Source organism: Streptomyces qinglanensis (assembly GCF_900111245.1).
Taxonomy (GTDB): domain Bacteria; phylum Actinomycetota; class Actinomycetes; order Streptomycetales; family Streptomycetaceae; genus Streptomyces; species Streptomyces qinglanensis.
Genome location: NZ_FOGO01000005.1, coordinates 162,060 through 180,326 on the forward strand (window position 1 = coordinate 162,060; position 18,267 = coordinate 180,326).

The following is an 18,267-nucleotide window of genomic DNA, read 5'->3' on the forward strand; positions in this document are numbered from 1 at the left end:
CCGGCAGGTCCCGGAAGGACTCCGGCAGGAGAGCCCCGGAAAGGCGCCCGAAGGACCCCGGAAAGGCCCCGGAAAGGACTCGGAAGAGCCTCGGAACGGTCTCGGAAGGTCCTCGCCGGCGGCCGCCCGGAGCCGCCCGGAGGCCCCCGCGCACCGTCTGGCCCTCCTGACGTGCCGAGACCCCTGCGTGGCCGCAGGATGACAGCCAGGAGTCATCGGTCACAGCCCCTTGACGGGACTCTTACGAAGGAGAAAAGTTGCCGTTCGGCGGTCGACATTGTCGAACACCGGACGATCATCAACCGGTCCGCCCATCCCCTCGGCCTCCGGCCGGGAGGTGCCCCCATGGACAAGGACAAAGGAGTCGCGGGTGTCCAGCCTCGACATCTTCACGAGTGAGGTCACCGGCACGATGGTGCTGATCCTCCTCGGTGGCGGCGTGGTCGCCGCAGTCAATCTCAAGCGCTCGAAGGCGTTCGCGGCCGGCTGGGTCGCCATCGCCTTCGGCTGGGGCTTCGGGGTGCTCACCGGTGCCTACATCGCCCAGCCTTCCGGCGCCCACCTCAACCCGGCGGTCACCCTGGCGCTCGCCATCAAGGGCGACACCCCCTGGGGCGACGTCCCGCTCTACATGGGCAGCGAACTGCTGGGCGCCATCCTGGGCGCCGTGCTGGTGTGGGTCGCCTACTACAGCCAGTTCCAGGCCACGCTCCGCGAGCCGGACATGGTCGAGATGAAGCACGCGAACCCCGGCCCCGTGCACGGCGTCTTCTTCACCTCCCCCGAGGTGCGCAACGGCCTGCTGAACTTCCTCACCGAGGTCATCGCCACCTTCGTGCTGATCTTCGCGATCCTCACCCAGGGCCTGGTCAAGGACGCCGACGGCACCATCGGCCTCGGCCGGATGGGCGCCTTGATCACCGCGCTGGTCGTCGTCGGTATCGGTCTCTCGCTCGGCGGACCCACGGGCTACGCCATCAACCCGGCCCGCGACCTCGGCCCCCGCCTGGCCCACGCGGTGCTGCCGCTGCCGAACAAGGGCGGCAGCGACTGGAGCTACGCCTGGGTGCCCGTGGTGGGCCCGCTGGTCGGCGCCGCCATCGCCGCGGGGCTCTACAACCTCGCATGGGCCTAGCGCGCCCGGCCGACCGCTGAGACGACCCGATGACGCAAGGGAGCACACACACCATGAGCGAGACCCACAGCACCCACGCCTCCGCACACGGCGGCGGGCCCTTCATAGCCGCGATCGACCAGGGCACCACCTCCAGCCGCTGCATCGTCTTCGACAAGGACGGCCGGATCGTCGCGGTCGACCAGAAGGAGCACGAGCAGATCCTGCCGAAGCCGGGCTGGGTCGAGCACGACGCGTCCGAGATCTGGACCAACGTCCAGCAGGTGGTCGCGGGCGCGCTGGAGAAGGCCGGGATCACCCGGGAGGACGTGCTGGCCCTGGGCATCACCAACCAGCGCGAGACGACCGTCCTGTGGGAGAAGGCGACCGGCCGCCCGGTGCACAACGCCATCGTCTGGCAGGACACCCGCACCGACGCGCTCTGCAAGGAACTGGGCCGCAACGTCGGCCAGGACCGCTTCCGCCGCGAGACCGGCCTGCCGCTGGCGTCCTACTTCGCCGGGCCGAAGATCCGCTGGCTGCTCGACAACGTCGACGGGCTGCGCGAGCGCGCCGAGAACGGCGAGATCCTCTTCGGCACCATGGACTCCTGGGTCATCTGGAACCTCACCGGCGGCCCGGACGGCGGCAAGCACGTCACCGACGTCACCAACGCCTCCCGCACCATGCTGATGAACCTGCACACCATGGCCTGGGACGAGAAGATCTGCGCGTCCATCGGCATCCCGATGGCGCTGCTGCCCGAGATCCGCTCGTCCTCCGAGGTGTACGGCGAGGCCACCGGCGAGCTGGCGGGGCTGCCCGTCGCCTCCGCGCTGGGCGACCAGCAGGCGGCGCTGTTCGGCCAGACCTGCTTCGAGCAGGGCGAGGCCAAGTCGACCTACGGCACCGGCACCTTCCTGCTGATGAACACCGGGCACGAGCCGGTCAACTCCTACAACGGCCTGCTCACCACGGTCGGCTACCGCATCGGTGACCAGCAGCCGGTCTTCGCGCTGGAGGGCTCCATCGCGGTCACCGGTTCGCTGGTGCAGTGGATGCGCGACCAGATGGGGCTGATCAACAGCGCGGCGGAGATCGAGACCCTGGCCAGCTCCGTCGAGGACAACGGCGGCGCCTACTTCGTCCCGGCGTTCTCCGGCCTGTTCGCCCCGTACTGGCGCTCGGACGCGCGCGGTGTCATCGCGGGCCTGACCCGCTACGTCACCAAGGCGCACCTGGCCCGCGCGGTGCTGGAGGCGACGGCCTGGCAGACCCGGGAGATCGTCGACGCGATGCAGAAGGACTCGGACGTCGAGCTGGCCGCGCTGAAGGTGGACGGCGGCATGACCGCCAACAACCTGCTGATGCAGACCATCTCGGACGTCCTGGACGCGCCCGTCGTGCGCCCGATGGTCGCCGAGACCACCTGCCTCGGCGCGGCGTACGCGGCCGGTCTGGCCGTCGGCTTCTGGTCGGACACCGACGAGCTGCGGGCCAACTGGAAGCGCGCCGCGGAATGGACCCCCCGCATGGACGCAGAGACGCGTGAGCGGGAATACCGGAACTGGCTCAAGGCCGTGGAGCGGACCATGGGCTGGATCGAAGAGGAGAACTGAGAGCGATGAACACCTCGCAGAGCGTCCCCACCCTCGGGACGCACCCGACTGCCGGCAGCAACCCTGGCCGCGCAGAGACCAGAGGGCTGCTCGCGAACGCGACGTACGACCTCCTGGTCATCGGCGGCGGCATCCTGGGCACCTCGGTCGCCTGGCATGCGGCGCAGTCGGGACTGCGGGTGGCCATGGTGGACGCCGGCGACTTCGCCGGCGCCACCTCCTCCGCGTCCTCGAAGCTGGTGCACGGCGGTCTGCGCTACCTGCAGACCGGCGCGGTCAAGCTCGTCGCGGAGAACCACCACGAGCGCCGGGTGCTGGCCAAGGACGTGGCCCCGCACCTGGTCAACCCGCTCACCTTCTACCTGCCCGTCTACAAGGGCGGCCCGCACGGCGCCACCAAGCTCGGCGCGGGCGTCTTCGCCTACTCGGCGCTGTCCGCCTTCGGCGACGGCGTCGGCCGGGTGATCTCCCCGGCGAAGGCCGCCGCCGACAACCCGGCGCTGCGCACCGACAACCTCAAGGCGGTCGCGGTCTACGGCGACCACCAGATGAACGACTCGCGGATGGCCGTGATGACCGTCCGCGCGGCCGTGGAGTCGGGCGCCGTGGTCCTCAACCACGCGGAGGTCACCGGGCTGCGCTTCACCCGGGGCCGGGTCACCGGCGCCGAGCTGCGGGACCGCACCGACGGTGCCGAGTTCGGCGTGGACGCGCGGCTGGTGCTGAACGCGACCGGCCCGTGGGTGGACCACCTCAGGACGATGGAGGACAGCGGCGCGGCGCCCTCGATCAGGCTGTCCAAGGGCGCGCATCTGGTCCTCAAGCAGAAGTCGCCGTGGGGCGCGGCGATGGCCACGCCCATCGACAAGTACCGCATCACCTTCGCGCTGCCGTGGGAGGACCAGCTGCTGCTGGGCACCACGGACGAGGAGTACACCGGAGACCCGGCCGACGTGCGGGCGACCGAGGCCGACATCCAGCAGATCCTGGACGAGGCCGCCTTCTCGGTGCGGGACGCCGACCTGGACCGCGATCTGATGACCTACGCCTTCGCCGGGCTGCGGGTGCTGCCCGGCGGCCCCGGCGGCGTGGAGTCGGCCAAGCGGGAGACTGTCGTCACCGAGGGCCGGGGCGGGATGCTGTCGGTCGCCGGTGGCAAGTGGACCACCTACCGGCACATCGGCCGCACGGTGATGGACAAGCTGGAGAAGCTGCCCGGCGGGGCGCTCGCGGCGTCCATGGAGAGCGCGGTGCCGGTCAAGGACCTGGTGCGGCGGACGCCGCTGCCGGGGATCGCCAACCCGAACGCGGTCGCGCACCGGCTGCTGGCGGACCGGGAGCCGGGCGTGCGGATGGACCCGCTGACCGCCCGTCAGCTGGCCACGCACTACGGTTCGCTCTCCTTCGACATCGCCCGGCTGGTCAACGAGGACCCGTCGCTGGGCGAGCGCATCCACCCCGACGGGCCGGAGATCTGGGCCCAGGTCGTCTACGCACGCGACCACGAGTGGGCCGAGACGGTGGACGACGTGGCGCGCCGCCGCACCACCCTGACGATCCGCGGCCTGGACGACGAGAAGGTCCGCGGCCGGATCGAGGAGCTGCTCGCGCAGCGCGGCTGACGCCGCACTCCAGCGCACTCCAGCGCGCAGCAGGGGGGCGTACGCCGTTCGACGGCGTACGCCCCCCTTGCTGCTGTCCGGGCGCGATCCGCCCCGCGCGCCGTGACGTTGTGCACATGGGATCACCAGTTCGGCAAGTTCGTAACGAGCGGGTTCCCACCGCCCGGTCGCGCGGCGCGGCGTGGCACTGTCCTCCGCATGGAAGGCGAGACGAACGCGGGCAGCGCGACGCCCGCGGCACGACCCGTGCGCCGCCGCCTGCGGATGCCGGGGCGCACCCGGGCGCGGCGGGCCGCGGGGTGGACAGCACTGGCGCTCGTGGTCCTCCTCGTCCTGCCGACCGCCGGCGCTGCGGCGGCGCTCCGCGCCTGCTACGCGGGGGAGGTGTCCGCCGAGGCGCGCTCCCGGGGCCGGGACGCACTGTGGCTGGGCCACGCCTGGGTGGACGGGCGCCGGGACGAGAAGGACCTCGCGGCACTCAAGCGGCGGACGGCGGGCACCGGCATCCGCGACCTGTACGTCCACACCGGGCCGCTGGCGCACGACGGCTCGCTGCCGAAGAAGCGGTACCCGCGTACGGAGTGGCTGCTGAAGGCCGTCGAGCGGGAACTGCCCGGAGTGCGGGTCCAGGCATGGCTCGGGGACCGGCTCGCCTACGGCCCGGACGCGGAGGGCGGCCTGCGCACGGCCGACCCGGAGACCCGGAGCGCGGTGGTGGCGAGCGCCCGGCAGATGCTGGCGGCGGGCTTCGACGGGGTGCACTTCGACCTGGAGCCGCTGCGCTCGGAGGACACCGGCTATCTGCGGCTGCTGGAGCGGCTGCGCCCGGTGGTCCGGGCGCACGACGGGGTGCTGTCGGTCGCCGCGCACCAGATCGACCCGCTGCCGGGGCTGCACCACGTCTCGGGCAGCGTCTTCGGACACGGCAAGTGGTGGTCGCAGGAGTACTTCGGCCAGGTCGCGCGGCGGGTGGACCAGATCGCGGTGATGTCCTACGACACGGCGCTGCCCGCGGAGAGCCTGTACGGCGGCTATGTGGCGCAGCAGACGGCCCTCGCGCTGGAGGCGGCGCCCGCCCGGGTGGACGTGCTGATGGGGCTGCCCTTCTACCACACGGACGGCATGGGCCATCACGCCGCGGCCGAGACCGCGGCCGCCGCGGTGCGCGGGGTACGGCTCGGGCTCGGCCGCGAGGACCGCGACCGTGCGCGGTTCGGCGTCGCGCTCTACGTCGACTTCGCGGCGACGGAGCAGGACTGGCGCGCCTACCGGCGCGGCTGGGGCGCGCCGGCCGCACCCGCGGGAGCACGGCACACACAGACTTCGGATGCCCAGGGGAGGCAGCGTTGACCGTCACGGACGAGGCGATCGAGAAGATCAAGGGGATGATCGTCTCAGGGGCGCTGGGCCCCGGCGACCGGCTGCCCAGGGAGAGCGAACTGGCCACCGAGCTGGGCCTGTCGCGCAACTCGCTGCGGGAGGCGGTCCGCGCACTGGCGCTGATCCGGGTGCTCGACGTACGCCAGGGCGACGGCACCTATGTGACCAGCCTGGATCCGCAGGTGCTGCTGGCGGCGATGAGCTTCGTGGTGGATTTCCACCGCGACGACACCGTCCTGGAACTCCTGGCCGTACGCCGCATCCTGGAGCCCGCGGCCACCGCGCTGGCGGGCACCCGGATCGCGGTGGCCGAGCTGGACGCGCTGGAGTCCGAGCTGGACACGCTGGAGTCCGAGCTGGCCGCACCCGCCCCGGAGCCGTCCGTGGGACAACTGGTCGCCGCGGACCTGGAGTTCCACCGGCGCATCGCGGCCGCCTCCGGCAACTCCGTACTGGGCTCGCTGCTGGACGGCCTGTCCGGCCCGCACACCCGGGCCCGGGTCTGGCAGGGGCTGACCCGGCAGGACGCGGTCAGCCGCACCTTGCACGAACACCGGCAGATCCTGGCGGCCCTGCGTACCGGCGACGCGGAGGCGGCACGCTCCTGGTCGACCGTGCACATCGCGGGCGTGGAGCAGTGGCTTCGCTCGGCGCTGTGACACCGGACACCGCCGCCTCCCCGGGACCGGTGCGGCCCCGGGACCTGCCGGGTCCGGCGGGCTGCGGGTCCGGATCGGGGGCGTGCGGGGGCTGCGGGACGCGTGCTCGCACGCCGTAGGCTGGGCCTCGCACGAAACGGCCGGCGGCGGTCCGGGAAACGGAGTCCGCAGCGGTATCGCCGGCCGCAGGCGACAGCGAGCTGAGGAGGCACTGGGTGATCGAGCTGGAGGGGGTTCCCGAGCTGGTCGACCCAGTCATGGTGGCCGCGTTCGAGGGGTGGAACGACGCGGGCGACGCCGCGTCCGGCGCGGTCGCGCACCTGGAACGGGAGTGGAAGGGCGAGGTGTTCGCCGCGCTGGACGCGGAGGACTACTACGACTTCCAGGTGAACCGCCCGCAGGTCTTCCTGGAGGACGGTGTCCGCAAGGTCACCTGGCCCACCACGCGGCTGTCCGTCGTCCGGGTCGAGGACGCGGACGGCAAAGGCAGGCGGCGCGACCTGGTCCTGGTGCGCGGCATCGAACCGAGCATGCGGTGGCGCTCGTTCTGCAACGAGATCCTGGGGTTCGCGCACGAGCTGGGGGTCGAGCTCGTGGTGGTGCTGGGCTCCCTCCTCGGTGACACTCCGCACACCCGGCCGGTCCCGGTCACCGGGGTGACCTCGGACTCCGACCTGGCCCGCACCATGAACCTGGAGGAATCCCGCTACGAGGGGCCGACCGGGATCGTCGGCATCCTCCAGGAAGCCTGCACCCATGCGGGCGTGCCGGCGGCCAGTCTGTGGGCGGCCGTACCGCACTACGTCTCCCAGCCGCCCAACCCCAAGGCGACGCTCGCCCTGCTCAACCGGCTGGAGGACCTGCTGGGGGTGCGCGTCCCGATGGGTGAACTGACCGAGGACGCCCGGGCCTGGCAGATCGGTGTCGACCAGCTCGCGGCGGAGGACAGCGAGGTGGCCGAGTACGTCCAGTCGCTGGAAGAGGCCCGGGACACGGCCGAACTGCCGGAAGCCTCGGGAGAGGCCATCGCCAAGGAGTTCGAGCGCTACCTGCGGCACCGCGACGGTTCCGGCTCCGCCGACGGCGGCTCGGTGCCCGGCACGTCCCCCTCGCTGCGGGACCCGGGGCACCAGCCCCCTCCCCCGCCGCCCAAGCCCGGCGGCGAGCCGCCGCGGCCCGGTGAGCCGGACGAGGAGGAGTGACCGGCGGGCCGTCGCGGCGCCGCACGGCCCGGAGGTGACGGGCCTCCCGGCCGCGGGATCGGCCGGGAGGCGGGAAACAGCGGACGGTTACAGCGCGACGCCCAGCAGCGCGTCGACCGTGCGGGAGACCAGTCCGGGAGCGCCCTCGTCGGTGCCGCCCCGTTCGGCCTGCTGCTCGGCCCACGCGTCGACGGCGGCCAGCGCGGCGGGAGCGTCGAGGTCGTCCGCGAGCGCGGTCCGTACCGCCTCCAGCATGGCCTCGGCGGGCGGGCCGTCCGGCCGCGAGACGGCCGAACGCCAGCGGTCGAGACGCTGCTGCGCCGCCTCCAGCACCGCGTCGGTGTACTCCCAGTCGGCGCGGTAGTGGTGCGCCAGCAGGGTGAGCCGGATGACGGCCGGATCGACGCCGTCCTTCCGCAGCTTCGAGACGAAGACGAGGTTGCCCTTCGACTTGGACATCTTCTCGCCGTTCAGCGCGACCATCCCCGCGTGCACATAGCAGCGCGCGAAGGGGAACTCGCCGGTCAGCGCCTGTGCGTGGGAGGCGCCCATCTCGTGGTGCGGGAAGGCCAGATCGGATCCGCCGCCCTGGACGTCGAAGCCCATGCCCAGGTGTTCGAGCGCGATCGCCACGCACTCGATGTGCCAGCCGGGCCGTCCGGGGCCCAGCGTGCCGCCGTCCCAGTGGGGTTCGCCCTCCCGGGCCGCCGTCCACAGTTGCGGGTCGAGGGGGTTCTTCTTACCGGGGCGCTCGGGGTCGCCGCCGCGCTCGGCGGACAGCAGCCGCATCGTTTCTGCGTCGTAGTGCGAGACGGTTCCGAAGTGGGCGTCGGACTCGACCGAGAAGTAGATGTCGCCGTCGAGTTCGTAGGCGGCACCCATGTCCCGCAGCCGCTCGACCAGCGGCACGATGTGCGGGATGGACTCCACGGCGCCGATGTAGTGCTTCGGCGGCAGCATCCGCAGGGCCGTCATGTCCTCGCGGAACAGCGCGGTCTCGCGCTCCGCGAGCGCCGTCCAGTCGATGTTCGTCGCGGCCGCCCGCTCCAGGAGTGGATCGTCCACGTCGGTGACGTTCTGTATGTAGTGCACCTGGCGCTTGGTGTCGAGCCACACGCGCTGTACGAGGTCGAACGCGTTGTAGGTCGCCGCGTGTCCGAGGTGGGTGGCGTCGTAGGGGGTGATGCCACACACGTAGAGGCGGGCGACAGGACCGGGGGTGAGGGTCACTCGGCCACCGGTCGCGGTGTCGTGGATGTCGAGGTCGCGGCCCTGTCCAGGCAGGACGGGGACCTCGGTAGCGGGCCAGGCATGCATGCCTTGAGCCTAACCCGGACTGGTGTTCCGTATCCGTCCGGATGGACGCCGTTCGAGGCCGGCAGGCCCACAGACCCGTCCCGGGCTCGCACAACTGTCCGAGGGTCGGGTGCGGCCGGACTCCGGAGCCGGAGGGCAACCGGACTCCGGGGGCCGGAGCGGGCGGACTCCGGGGGCCGAAGCGGCGGACTCCAGGGGGCCGGAGCGCGGGCGGCCGGAGGTCAGACGGGCGGCCAGGGGATCGCGGGCCACTCACCGCTCGGCAGCGGATGCCGTCCGGAGCTCAGCAGCGCCTCCACCCGCTTGCCCACGGCCTGCACCTCGGCCGGAGTGAGCAGCTCGGCCAGCCGCGCCGCCAGCGGAGCCTCTGCGGCGTCCGCAGGGCCGACCGGGGCGGCGCGGTCGGCGCAGAGCGCGGCGGCGAGGCTGCGCAGCGCCTCGACGGCCTCACCGGTCAGTTCCTCGCCCGCCCAGCCCCACAGCAGGGTGCGCAGCTTGTCGTCCACGTGGAAGGTGACACCGTGGTCGATGGCGTACAGCGCGCCGTCCGGCCGGGGCAGCAGATGGCCGCCCTTGCGGTCGCCGTTGTTGAGCACGGCGTCGAGCACCGCCAGCCGACGCAGCCGCGGGTCGTCCGCGTGCACGAGCAGCGCGGTGCGGCCGCCGCCGACGTCCGCGAAACCGACCGCCTTCCAGCCCTCACCCGGCTCCTCGCCGTCGACCAGCGCGAGCAGCGGTGCCGGCTCCTCCTCCGGCCCGCTCTCCGGCTCACCGTCCGGCCCGCTCTCCGGCCCGCTGTCCGACGCGGCTTCGGCCGCCTCCCCGGACGGTGCGTCCCCGTCGTCGTCATCGGCGGTGTCCGGCGGCTCGCCCACCCACGCCTGGCACATGCCCGGGCCGTAGGGGCCGTCCCGCAGCACGGTGGCGGGTATCAGATCCCAGCCGGTGGCGCGGGAGACCTCGTAGGCCGCGACCTCGCGCCGGGCGAGGTTGCCGTCGGGGAAGTCCCACAGCGGCCGCTCACCGGCGACGGGTTTGTAGACGCAGGGCAGGCTGCTGCCCTCGTGCTCGACGGTGCCGAACAGCACGGTGTTGGACGCGGCAGTGATCTGTCCCCGCACCGTGAGCGTGCCCTGCCGCAGCAGCTCGCGGGTGGCCTCGGCGGCCGGTGCCGTGCCGCTCATTCGCCCCGGCGGTATCCGTTCTGGCGCGGACATACGTGTCCCTCCGGGTCGAGCGGCAGGCTGCACAGCGGGCACGGCGGACGGCCCGCGTTGACGACCTCCATCGCCCGCTTGGCGAAGGCGCGGGCCATGTTCCCGCTGATCCGGACCCGGAGCATCGGGGGCCCGTTCTCGTCGTCCTGGAGCAGCCGCTCCTCCGCGTCGGCCAGGTCCTCGTCCTCGCCGGGCTCCAGTTCCACGATGGCCTGCGCCTCGACGACCATCCGCTCGCCGTCGCCGTCCCAGGCCAGGGCCATGGTGCCGACCCGGAACTCCTCCTCGACCGGGCTCTCCAGCGGCCCGGTGTCATCGACCTCGGAGGGGGCGACGGCGGGCACGGGCGCACTGCCGCCGGAGCGGCGCACCACCTCGTCCAGCAGCTCGTCGATCCGTTCGGCGAGCGCTTCTACCTGCGCCTTCTCCAGGGCCACGCTGGTGGTGCGGCCGCCCGCACTGGCTTGGAGGAAGAAGGTGCGGCGGCCAGGCAGACCGACGGTACCGGCGACGAACCGGTCCGGCGGGTCGTACAGAAATACCTGACGGGACACGTTCTGCTCCGTTGGGTTCGACAGCTTGAGTGGCTTCGGACATCCGCACCCTACTGTGCGTTCCGATCATCGTGCTCATGCGCTTCCGCCAACGGTCGCGTCACCCTCCCCCGCACCTGAGGAGCCGCCCTGCTCGCCCGTTTTCTCCGGTGGCGCGAGGGAGGCCAGCTCCCCGGTGTCGCCGAGCCGCAGCACGAAGGGGCGCAGCGGAGTGTAGGTGAGGGCCGTGGCCGAGCAGGGGGAGACGGATATCCGCTGGAAGAGGTCGAGGTGCATGCCCAGCGCGTCCGCGACGATCGACTTGATGATGTCGCCGTGCGAGCACATCAGATAGACGGCGTCCGCGCCGTGCTCGGCTGCGATGCGGGCGTTCCAGTCGCGGACCGCGTCCACGGCGCGCGCCTGCATGGCCCGCAGCGACTCCCCGCCGGGGAAGGCGGCGGCGGACGGGTGGCCCTGGACGGTGGCCATGAGGGGCTCGTCGTTCAGCTCGGCGAGCTTGCGGCCCGACCAGTCGCCGTAGTCGCACTCGGTGATGCGGTCCTCGGTGTGCACGGGCAGTTCGGGGCGGGCCGCGGTCAGCGGCGCGAGGGTCTCCTGGCAGCGGCGCAGCGGGCTGCTGACCGCGGCGGCCAGCGGGAGGTCGCGGAGCCTGCCGGGCAGACCGGCGGCCTGCTGCTGGCCGTGTCCGTCCAGGGCGACTCCGGGGGTGCGGCCGGCCAGCAGTCCGTCGGTGTTCGCTGTGGACCTGCCATGGCGTACGAGGATCAGCGTCGGCATGCCGCAACCCTAAGCGAGGCGCTGTCGGCGGCGCCGGGTGGTTCTCGTGGCGGCACCCTCTCTGGTTCTCGTGGCGGCTTCCGGTTGTGCGACGGCCCGGGCAGGGCAGAATGCGAAAAGTGATCGTCGACTGCGCGCTCTACCGGCAGGGGCGCCGAGCCGAGCGCCCGGAGGACTTCTCGGCGGCGCTGCGGGAGGCCCGGTCCGCGGCCGAGACGTTTCTGTGGATCGGTCTGCACGAGCCGACCGAGGCCGAGTTCGACCGCGTCACCCGGGACTTCGGACTGCATCCGCTGGCCGTCGAGGACTCGCTGCACGCGCATCAGCGGCCGAAGCTGGAGATCTACGCGGACTCGCTCTTCCTGGTGCTCAAGCCGGTGGACTACGACGAGGGCGACAGCACACTCAGCACCGGTGAGCTGATGGTGTTCGTGGGCGACTCGTTCGTGCTGACCGTCCGGCACGGCCGGACCAACCCGCTCGGATCGGTGCGCGCCCGGCTGGAGGGCGATCCGGAGGTGCTGCGGCACGGTCCCACGGCCGTGATGTACGCGGTCAGCGACACCGTGGTCGACCACTACCTGGAGGTCGCGGCGGCACTGCACACCGACCTCGAGGAGTTGGAGTCCACGGTCTTCGCCCGGAACGCCCGGGCAGGCAGCCGGGACACGGCGAGCCGGATCTACGAGTTCAAGCGGCGGGCGCTGGAGTTCCGCCGGGCGACGACGCCGCTGACCGACCCGATCACCCGGCTGACGGGCGCCCGGGTCCCCTTCGTGCACAAGGACGCGCGGGTGTTCTTCCGGGACGTGGCCGACCATCTCTCGCGGGTGAACGAGCAGGTGGAGTCCATCGACCGGCTGCTGACGGACATCCTGTCCGCCTACCTGGCGCAGATGGGGGTGCGGCAGAACGACGACATGCGCAAGATCTCCGCCTGGGCGGCGATGTTCGCCGTGCCGACGGCCCTCGCGGGGGTGTACGGGATGAACTTCGCACATATGCCGGAGCTGCACCAGGTGTGGGGCTATCCGGTGACCCTGCTGCTGATGGTGACGATCTGCGTGGTGCTCTTCCGGATCTTCAAACGCCGCGACTGGTTCTAGCGTCTCCGCACAGCAGCGGAGGCGCAGCCCTGGTTCCCGCTCCCCGGGGTGGCGTGTGCCGGCGGCGGTCGGCGCGGGGCTCAGGCGTACGCGGGGCTCAGACGTACTCGGCCGCCGCGCCCGACTGACCGGTGCCCAGTGCGTCGCGCCGCTCGGGCATCCGGAGGGCGACCAGCCGGCGCCAGCCGCCCAGCCGCTCCCAGCCGTACCGGCCGTGGATCCCCAGCGCGACCAGCCCGTACCGGAGCCCGGACCAGCCCAGGATGCGGGCCATCCGGCTCATGACGGCCAGGCTGACGTCCCGGTAGACCTTGATCTCGGCGTGCGCGCTCTCGCGCAGCAGGGCGTGGATGGTGCGGGCGTGCCCGGCGCGGGCCAGGCGCAGCAGTTCCTCGTGGCAGTAGGCGAGGTGGTCGTCCTCGTCCCGGGAGATCATCCGCACCGCACGGCCGAGTTCCGGGTGGTCGCCGACCGCCTTGGTGAGCAGGGCCATCTCCTCGGAGGCGCGCTGCTCGGTGACCCGGCTGTGGGCCAGGTAGGCGAGCACGTCGTGCTCGGTCAGCGGCTCGTCCCGGCGCAGCTTCTCGTGCGCCAGGCCGATCCCGAGGCCCTCCAGGATCATCGTGTAGTCGGTGTCGTCGGGGATCTCGGCCGCCTCCAGGCCGCGCTTGTTCAGCAGCGCGAGGAAGATGCGGCCGTGCTTGTCCTCGTCGGCCCCGTGCCGGACGATCTTGGGGGCGAGGTGGCGGGCGCTGTCGGGGACGAGCGCGGCGATGCGGCCGTTCTCCCAGCCGCCCTGCGCCTCGCCGCTGGCGGCGATCGAGCAGAAGAGCCGGAAGGACTCGTCGTTGTCGAGGATTTCCTGGAACAGACTCCTGGCCGAGAGCATCGCCGCCACCTCCGTGCACGAGTTCCCATACAGCACGACATCCGCGAAGAACGAGTCAAATGCCGCTTACGCGAACAGGCAACACGTGAGCGGTCCGGCTGCGCCGAACGCGGGAGCCCCGCGACCCGCCGGCGTAACCGCACCGGCCGGGCCGCGTTGTGCTCCATGACGGCCGTGGCGGGGTCGCCCCGAGCCCCCACCACGGCCGCAGAATTCTTCGGGCGCGTTACGCCTTCGGGCTGTACGGCGCCCTCGCACCCGGCAGCACGGCCGGGTGCCGCTCGGATCCGACGAAGCGGCCCGGGCGGGATTCCTGCGCGCTGCCGCTAGGCGGCGACCCCGGCCTGCTCCAGCGCGTCGACCCCGGCACGCAGCCCGGCCAGCCGCTCCTCCAGCGAGAACCCGGCGGGGGCCAGCGAGAGCGTCGTCACCCCGGCGTCCGCGTAGGCCCGCATCCGCTCGGCGATCCGCTCGACGGGGCCGATCAGGGTGGTGGAGTCGATCAGCTCGCGCGGGATCGCCGCCGCGGCCCCCTCCTTGTCCCCGGCCAGGTACTTCTCCTGGACCTCGGCGGCCTCCTTCTCGTAGCCCATGCGCTGGGCGAGCTTGTTGTAGAAGTTCTGCTTGCGGCTGCCCATGCCGCCCACGTAGAGCGCGGTGTAGGGGCGGAAGAGGTCGGCGAGCGCGTCGATGTCGTCGCCGACGGCCATCGGGACGGTCGGGCACACGTCGAAGCCCTCCATCGTCCGGCCCGCGGCCTCCCGGCCGGCCCGCAGATGCTGGAGCGTGGTCTCCTCGGCGTGCTCCGGGGAGAAGAAGACCAGCAGCACACCGTTGGCGATCTCGCCGGTCTGCTCCAGGTTCTTGGGGCCGATCGCCGCGATGTAGAGCGGGATCTCCTCGCGCTCCGGGTGGACGGTCAGCTTGATCGGCTTGCCGGGTCCGCCGGGCAGCGGAAGCGTCCAGTGCTGTCCCTCGTAGGACAGTCGCTCCCGGGACATGGCGCGGCGGATGATCTCGACGTACTCGCGGGTGCGGGCCAGCGGCTTGTCGAACTTCACCCCGTACCACCCCTCGGACACCTGCGGGCCCGAGACGCCCAGGCCCAGCCGGAAACGGCCGCCGGAGAGCGAGTCGAGCGTGGCGGCCGTCATGGCGGTCATGGCAGGCGCCCGAGCCGGGATCTGGAAGATCCCGGAGGCCACGTCGATCTGCTCGGTGTGGGCCGCCACCCAGGTGAGCACGGTAGCGGCGTCCGAGCCGTACGCCTCGGCCGCCCAGCACACGTCGTAGCCGAGCCGGTCGGCCTCCTGTGCGACGGCGAGGTTGTCCGCATCCATCCCGGCACCCCAGTAGCCGAGGTTGATGCCCAGTCGCATCCCCATCCCGCACCCACTTCCCTTACTGATCAGTAATGTCCCTGACCCCCGGACTCTAACGCCTGCCACAACTACGCTCAACGCCCATGGAGCGAAGGCACCTCGGCCGCACTGGCCTGCGCGTATCCCGGATCGGACTGGGCACTCTGAGCTGGGCGCGCAGCGGCGGGACCGGCGGAGGCGAGCGCGCGGACCCCGGCACGGGACACGAGGCGCACCTGCGGCACGACCAGCACGTACGCAACGCCGCCGACCAGCTCAAGACGTTCTGGGAAGCGGGCGGCACGCTCGTGGACACCGCGGATGTGTACGGGGACGGCGAGGCCGAACACCTGCTGGGGCGGCTGATGCAGGACCTGGTGCCGCGCCGCGACCTGGTGATCGCCACCAAGGCCGGGGGCGTGCCCGATCCGCACCGCCCCTTCGACTGCTCGCGCGGCCACCTCCTGTCCGCGCTGGACGCCTCCCTCGACCGGCTGGGCACCGACCACGTGGACCTGTGGCAGGTGCACGCCTGGGACCCGTACACGCCGCTGGAGGAGACGCTCCAGGCACTCGACACGGCCGTCGGCAGCGGCCGCGCCCGCTACGCCGGGGTGTGCGACTTCTCCGGCTGGCAGCTCGCCAAGGCGGGCACCTGGCAGCGGGCCGCGCCCGGAGTGCGGCAGCCGCTGGCCGCCACCCAGATGGAGTACTCGCTGCTGCAGCGCGGCGTCGAGCGGGAGGTGCTGCCCGCCGCACGGGATCTCGGCATCGGGCTGCTGCCCTCCTCGCCCCTGGGGCGCGGCGTGCTGACCGGCAAGTACCGGGATCCCGGCCCGCCGCCGACCGGGTCGCGCGGCGCCTCCGAGCGGCTGGCCGCGTTCGTGGAGCCGTACCTGGACGGGGCCGCGGCCCGGATCACCGACGCGGTGGCCACAGCGGCCGACGGGCTCGCGCTGCCGCCGCTCCAGGTGGCCCTGGCCTGGGTCCGCGACCGGCCCGGGGTGGTGGCGCCGATCGTCGGCGCACGGACGGCGGAGCAGTTGGCGCAGGCGCTGTCGGTGGAGGGCCTTAGTCTTCCAGACGAAATCCGCGCGGCCCTGGACGACGTCTCGGCCCCCGTGCACCGCTACCCCGACCATGACTGGAGCGAGCTGTGAGCAACGAGAAGGCAGCCGAACTCCTCGCGGCCGTCCGCGCGGTGGAGAGCGGTGAGCGCTCCGCCACCTCCTTCTTCAACGAGCCCGCCGCCGGGCCGGCCGCCCGGAGCGGGCCCCGGGCGCAGCCGGGCGGTCCGGAGTCCGGCGCCGCGGGCGGCCGTGCCGGCGGGGGTCCCGCCGCGATGCCCCCGCCAGGACGTACGGAGCGCCCGGGCCGGCAGGACGGCCCGGTCACCGTCCCTGAAGAGGTGCGCGCCCTGCTGGCCGAGGGCGGGGCCCCGGAGGGGCTGGCCCAGCGCGTGGCCGAGACACTCGGGGAAGGCGCGGACGGCGTGCTGCGCACCGACCCCTGGCAGCTCCTCGCGGTCCCCGGGGTGCTCCCCGAGCAGGCCGACGGCTTCGCCCGAGCGCTGCTCGGCGACGAGGCCGGGCCGGGCGACCCGCGGCGCGCGGTGGCGCTGGTGGTCCGGCTGCTGGAGCGCGCGGCACTGCGGGGCGACACGGTGCTGACACCGGAGGCCCTGGGCCGGGGCCTGTCCGGGCATGCGGTACCGGACCCGGAGGAGGCCGTACGGCAGGCCGTGGAGGCGGGGGCCGTGCTGGTCTTCGAGGACGCACTGGACGCGGGTCCGGTCGCCTCGGCCATGAACGAGAACGACGTCGAGGAGGAGCGCCCGGTCACCGTCCTGGTGGGCCTGGACCGGTACGCGCTCGCGGAGGAGAGCCTCGCCGACGGGCTCGCGCGCCTGGCCGGTACGTTCGCGCCCGCGGAGACGGCGGGCGCCTCGGCGGCCGGTCCGGCGGAGGCGGCAGGCGCCGCGGATACGGCGGATCCCGCGGATCCCGCGGACACGGCGGACACGGCGGACACGGCGGACACGGCGGACCGCGCGCCGAGTGGGGGCGCGGCCGACGACGGCTGGGCGGCTGCCGCCGAGAGCGCCCCCACCTCCTCGGCGCGCGAGCTGATCCGCGCGGTGGCCGGAAGCGGACTGGTCACCCATACCGGTGGTGAGGCGTCCCGCGCGGAGGTCGCCGCCGTGGCCGCCGCCGCAGGGGCACTCGGGCTGCGTGCCGCGGTCCTCACCCATACGGATGAGGCCCGGGAGCGCATGGCCCGCCTCCTCGCCGAGCATCCGGCCTCCTGCCGGGACAGCCATGCGGACAGCAGCGACCCGGACAGCAGCGACCGGGACGGCGGCGCTCCGGCCCCGGCCCCGGTCCCGGCCCCGGACTGCGCCACCGTCGCCGGGGTCCTCGCGGGCACGGAAGGGCCGGAACGGGACGCGGACGGGGCGCTCCTCGTCGACCTGCTGGCCGTCTGCGACGCGCCGCAGTTGGACGCGGAGACGGCCGCGGCACTGCTGGAGGCGCTGCCGGACGGGGCCCGACTGCTGCTCAGCGGAGACCCGGGCGTGCTGGGCGCCGCAGGCCCCGGAGAGGTGTTCGGGGACCTGCTGGCGGCCCGGTACTGCCCGCACGTCGCCTCCCGCACCCCGGACCCCGGGCCGATCGGCGAGCTGGTCTCGGGCGTCGGCATCGGAGAACTGAACCAGGTGGCGGCCCCCGGCAAGGAGGTGGTGATCGTCCCGGTCGCCGACCCCGGTGAGGCCGTGCACCGCACGGTGCAGCTCGTCAAGGACTCGGTGCCCCGCGCCCTCGGCGTCCCGTCCGCCGAGACCCAGGTGATCACTCCCGGGCACGGCGGCTCCGCGGGCACACGGGCGCTCAACGCCGCCCTCAAGGAGCAGCTCAACCCGGGCCCGGGCCGCTTCGGCGGCTTCGACCCCGGCGACCGGGTCGCCCACTCCCCCGCCCCGGGCCGCACGCGCATCGGCACGGTGGCCTCGGCCGGCGCGGAGGGCCTCCAGTTGGCCTGCGGGGACCGCCGGGTGACGGTCCCGCCGGAGCGGGTGCCCGAAACGGTGCGGCACGGCTGGGCCGTGACGGCCCACCAGGCCGCCGGGATCCGCTGGCCCGCGGCCGTCGTGGTGCTGCCCGGGGATGCCACGGAGGCACTGACCCGGGAGTGGGTCTACACGGCCTTCGGCCGGGGCGAGCGCCATCTGTCGGTCGTGCACGGAGCGGGCGACGCGCTCCCCCGCGCGGTGGCCTCGGCCGCGGCACGGGAGCGGACGACCCGGCTGCGGACGCTGCTGACCGAGTCAGCCCGCGCCGCCGAAGCGGCGCGGGCGGCGGAGACGGCCGAGGCAGTACGAGCGGCGGAGGCGGACGACGGCTGAGCCGGAACGGCCGCGACGCCGGAGCGATCCGCCGTGCTGCCCGC

At 73.1% G+C, this 18,267-nt stretch carries 15 protein-coding genes; 9 read left to right on the plus strand and 6 right to left on the minus strand.

Going from position 1 to position 18,267, the window contains the following annotated elements; translation table 11 throughout:
- Window positions 1-370: 370 nt before the first annotated feature.
- From BMX65_RS13260 to BMX65_RS13285, 6 genes are all read left to right on the plus strand, one after another.
- Window positions 371-1,135: an MIP/aquaporin family protein gene (locus BMX65_RS13260; RefSeq protein WP_075000449.1), complete on the plus strand. Its 765-nt coding sequence runs from the start codon at window positions 371-373 to the stop codon at window positions 1,133-1,135.
- 53 nt (window positions 1,136-1,188) lie between these two features.
- The gene (gene glpK / locus BMX65_RS13265; protein WP_075000450.1) at window positions 1,189-2,733 is read left to right on the plus strand and encodes a glycerol kinase GlpK; all 1,545 of its coding nucleotides are present in this window, start codon (window positions 1,189-1,191) and stop codon (window positions 2,731-2,733) included.
- A gap of 5 nt (window positions 2,734-2,738) precedes the next feature.
- Window positions 2,739-4,355, plus strand: a complete 1,617-nt coding sequence (locus tag BMX65_RS13270; RefSeq protein WP_075000451.1) for a glycerol-3-phosphate dehydrogenase/oxidase — start codon at window positions 2,739-2,741, stop codon at window positions 4,353-4,355.
- A 198-nt stretch (window positions 4,356-4,553) separates the two neighbouring features.
- On the plus strand, window positions 4,554-5,705 hold the full coding sequence (locus tag BMX65_RS13275) for a glycoside hydrolase family 18 protein (RefSeq protein ID WP_075000452.1): 1,152 nt from the start codon (window positions 4,554-4,556) through the stop codon (window positions 5,703-5,705).
- Window positions 5,702-6,394: a FadR/GntR family transcriptional regulator gene (locus tag BMX65_RS13280; RefSeq protein WP_075000453.1), complete on the plus strand. Its 693-nt coding sequence runs from the start codon at window positions 5,702-5,704 to the stop codon at window positions 6,392-6,394. Before BMX65_RS13275 ends, BMX65_RS13280 begins: the two co-directional genes overlap by 4 nt.
- 215 nt (window positions 6,395-6,609) lie before the next feature.
- Complete coding sequence (locus BMX65_RS13285) at window positions 6,610-7,596, plus strand: PAC2 family protein (protein ID WP_075000454.1); 987 nt, start codon at window positions 6,610-6,612, stop codon at window positions 7,594-7,596.
- An 87-nt stretch (window positions 7,597-7,683) separates the two neighbouring features.
- Here the strand turns inward: BMX65_RS13285 and mshC are convergent, their stop codons facing one another.
- The 4 genes from mshC to BMX65_RS13305 all read right to left on the minus strand — a co-directional run bounded on the left by mshC (window position 7,684) and on the right by BMX65_RS13305 (window position 11,464).
- Window positions 7,684-8,913: a cysteine--1-D-myo-inosityl 2-amino-2-deoxy-alpha-D-glucopyranoside ligase gene (gene mshC / locus BMX65_RS13290; protein ID WP_075000455.1), complete on the minus strand. Its 1,230-nt coding sequence runs from the start codon at window positions 8,911-8,913 to the stop codon at window positions 7,684-7,686.
- Between the two features lie 221 nt (window positions 8,914-9,134).
- Complete coding sequence (locus BMX65_RS13295) at window positions 9,135-10,130, minus strand: SCO1664 family protein (RefSeq protein ID WP_075000456.1); 996 nt, start codon at window positions 10,128-10,130, stop codon at window positions 9,135-9,137.
- Entirely contained in the window at window positions 10,094-10,684 is a 591-nt protein-coding gene (locus BMX65_RS13300) for a DUF3090 domain-containing protein (RefSeq protein WP_019356417.1), read from the minus strand. Before BMX65_RS13300 ends, BMX65_RS13295 begins: the two co-directional genes overlap by 37 nt.
- A gap of 75 nt (window positions 10,685-10,759) precedes the next feature.
- A complete protein-coding gene (locus BMX65_RS13305) occupies window positions 10,760-11,464 on the minus strand; it encodes a histidine phosphatase family protein (protein WP_075000457.1) in 705 nt (234 codons plus the stop codon).
- A gap of 110 nt (window positions 11,465-11,574) precedes the next feature.
- On the opposite strand from BMX65_RS13305, the gene corA reads away from it, so the two are divergent.
- Entirely contained in the window at window positions 11,575-12,570 is a 996-nt protein-coding gene (gene corA, locus BMX65_RS13310; RefSeq protein ID WP_075000458.1) for a magnesium/cobalt transporter CorA, read from the plus strand.
- Between the two features lie 97 nt (window positions 12,571-12,667).
- Here the strand turns inward: corA and BMX65_RS13315 are convergent, their stop codons facing one another.
- Both BMX65_RS13315 and BMX65_RS13320 read right to left on the minus strand, forming a co-directional pair.
- Window positions 12,668-13,459 carry a hypothetical protein gene (locus tag BMX65_RS13315; RefSeq protein WP_075000459.1) on the minus strand — a complete coding sequence of 264 codons (792 nt, stop codon included), beginning with the start codon at window positions 13,457-13,459 and terminating at the stop codon, window positions 12,668-12,670.
- A 326-nt stretch (window positions 13,460-13,785) separates the two neighbouring features.
- Window positions 13,786-14,838, minus strand: coding sequence for an LLM class F420-dependent oxidoreductase (locus tag BMX65_RS13320; RefSeq protein WP_075000639.1), 1,053 nt, complete (start codon window positions 14,836-14,838; stop codon window positions 13,786-13,788).
- 86 nt (window positions 14,839-14,924) lie between these two features.
- Between BMX65_RS13320 and BMX65_RS13325 the strand changes: the two genes are divergently transcribed.
- Together BMX65_RS13325 and BMX65_RS13330 are read left to right on the plus strand one after the other, a co-directional pair.
- Window positions 14,925-15,980, plus strand: coding sequence for an aldo/keto reductase (locus tag BMX65_RS13325; RefSeq protein ID WP_075000460.1), 1,056 nt, complete (start codon window positions 14,925-14,927; stop codon window positions 15,978-15,980).
- Complete coding sequence (locus BMX65_RS13330) at window positions 15,977-18,223, plus strand: helix-hairpin-helix domain-containing protein (protein ID WP_075000461.1); 2,247 nt, start codon at window positions 15,977-15,979, stop codon at window positions 18,221-18,223. The genes BMX65_RS13325 and BMX65_RS13330 overlap by 4 nt, the downstream gene beginning before the upstream one ends.
- The last annotated feature ends 44 nt before the right edge of the window (window positions 18,224-18,267 follow it).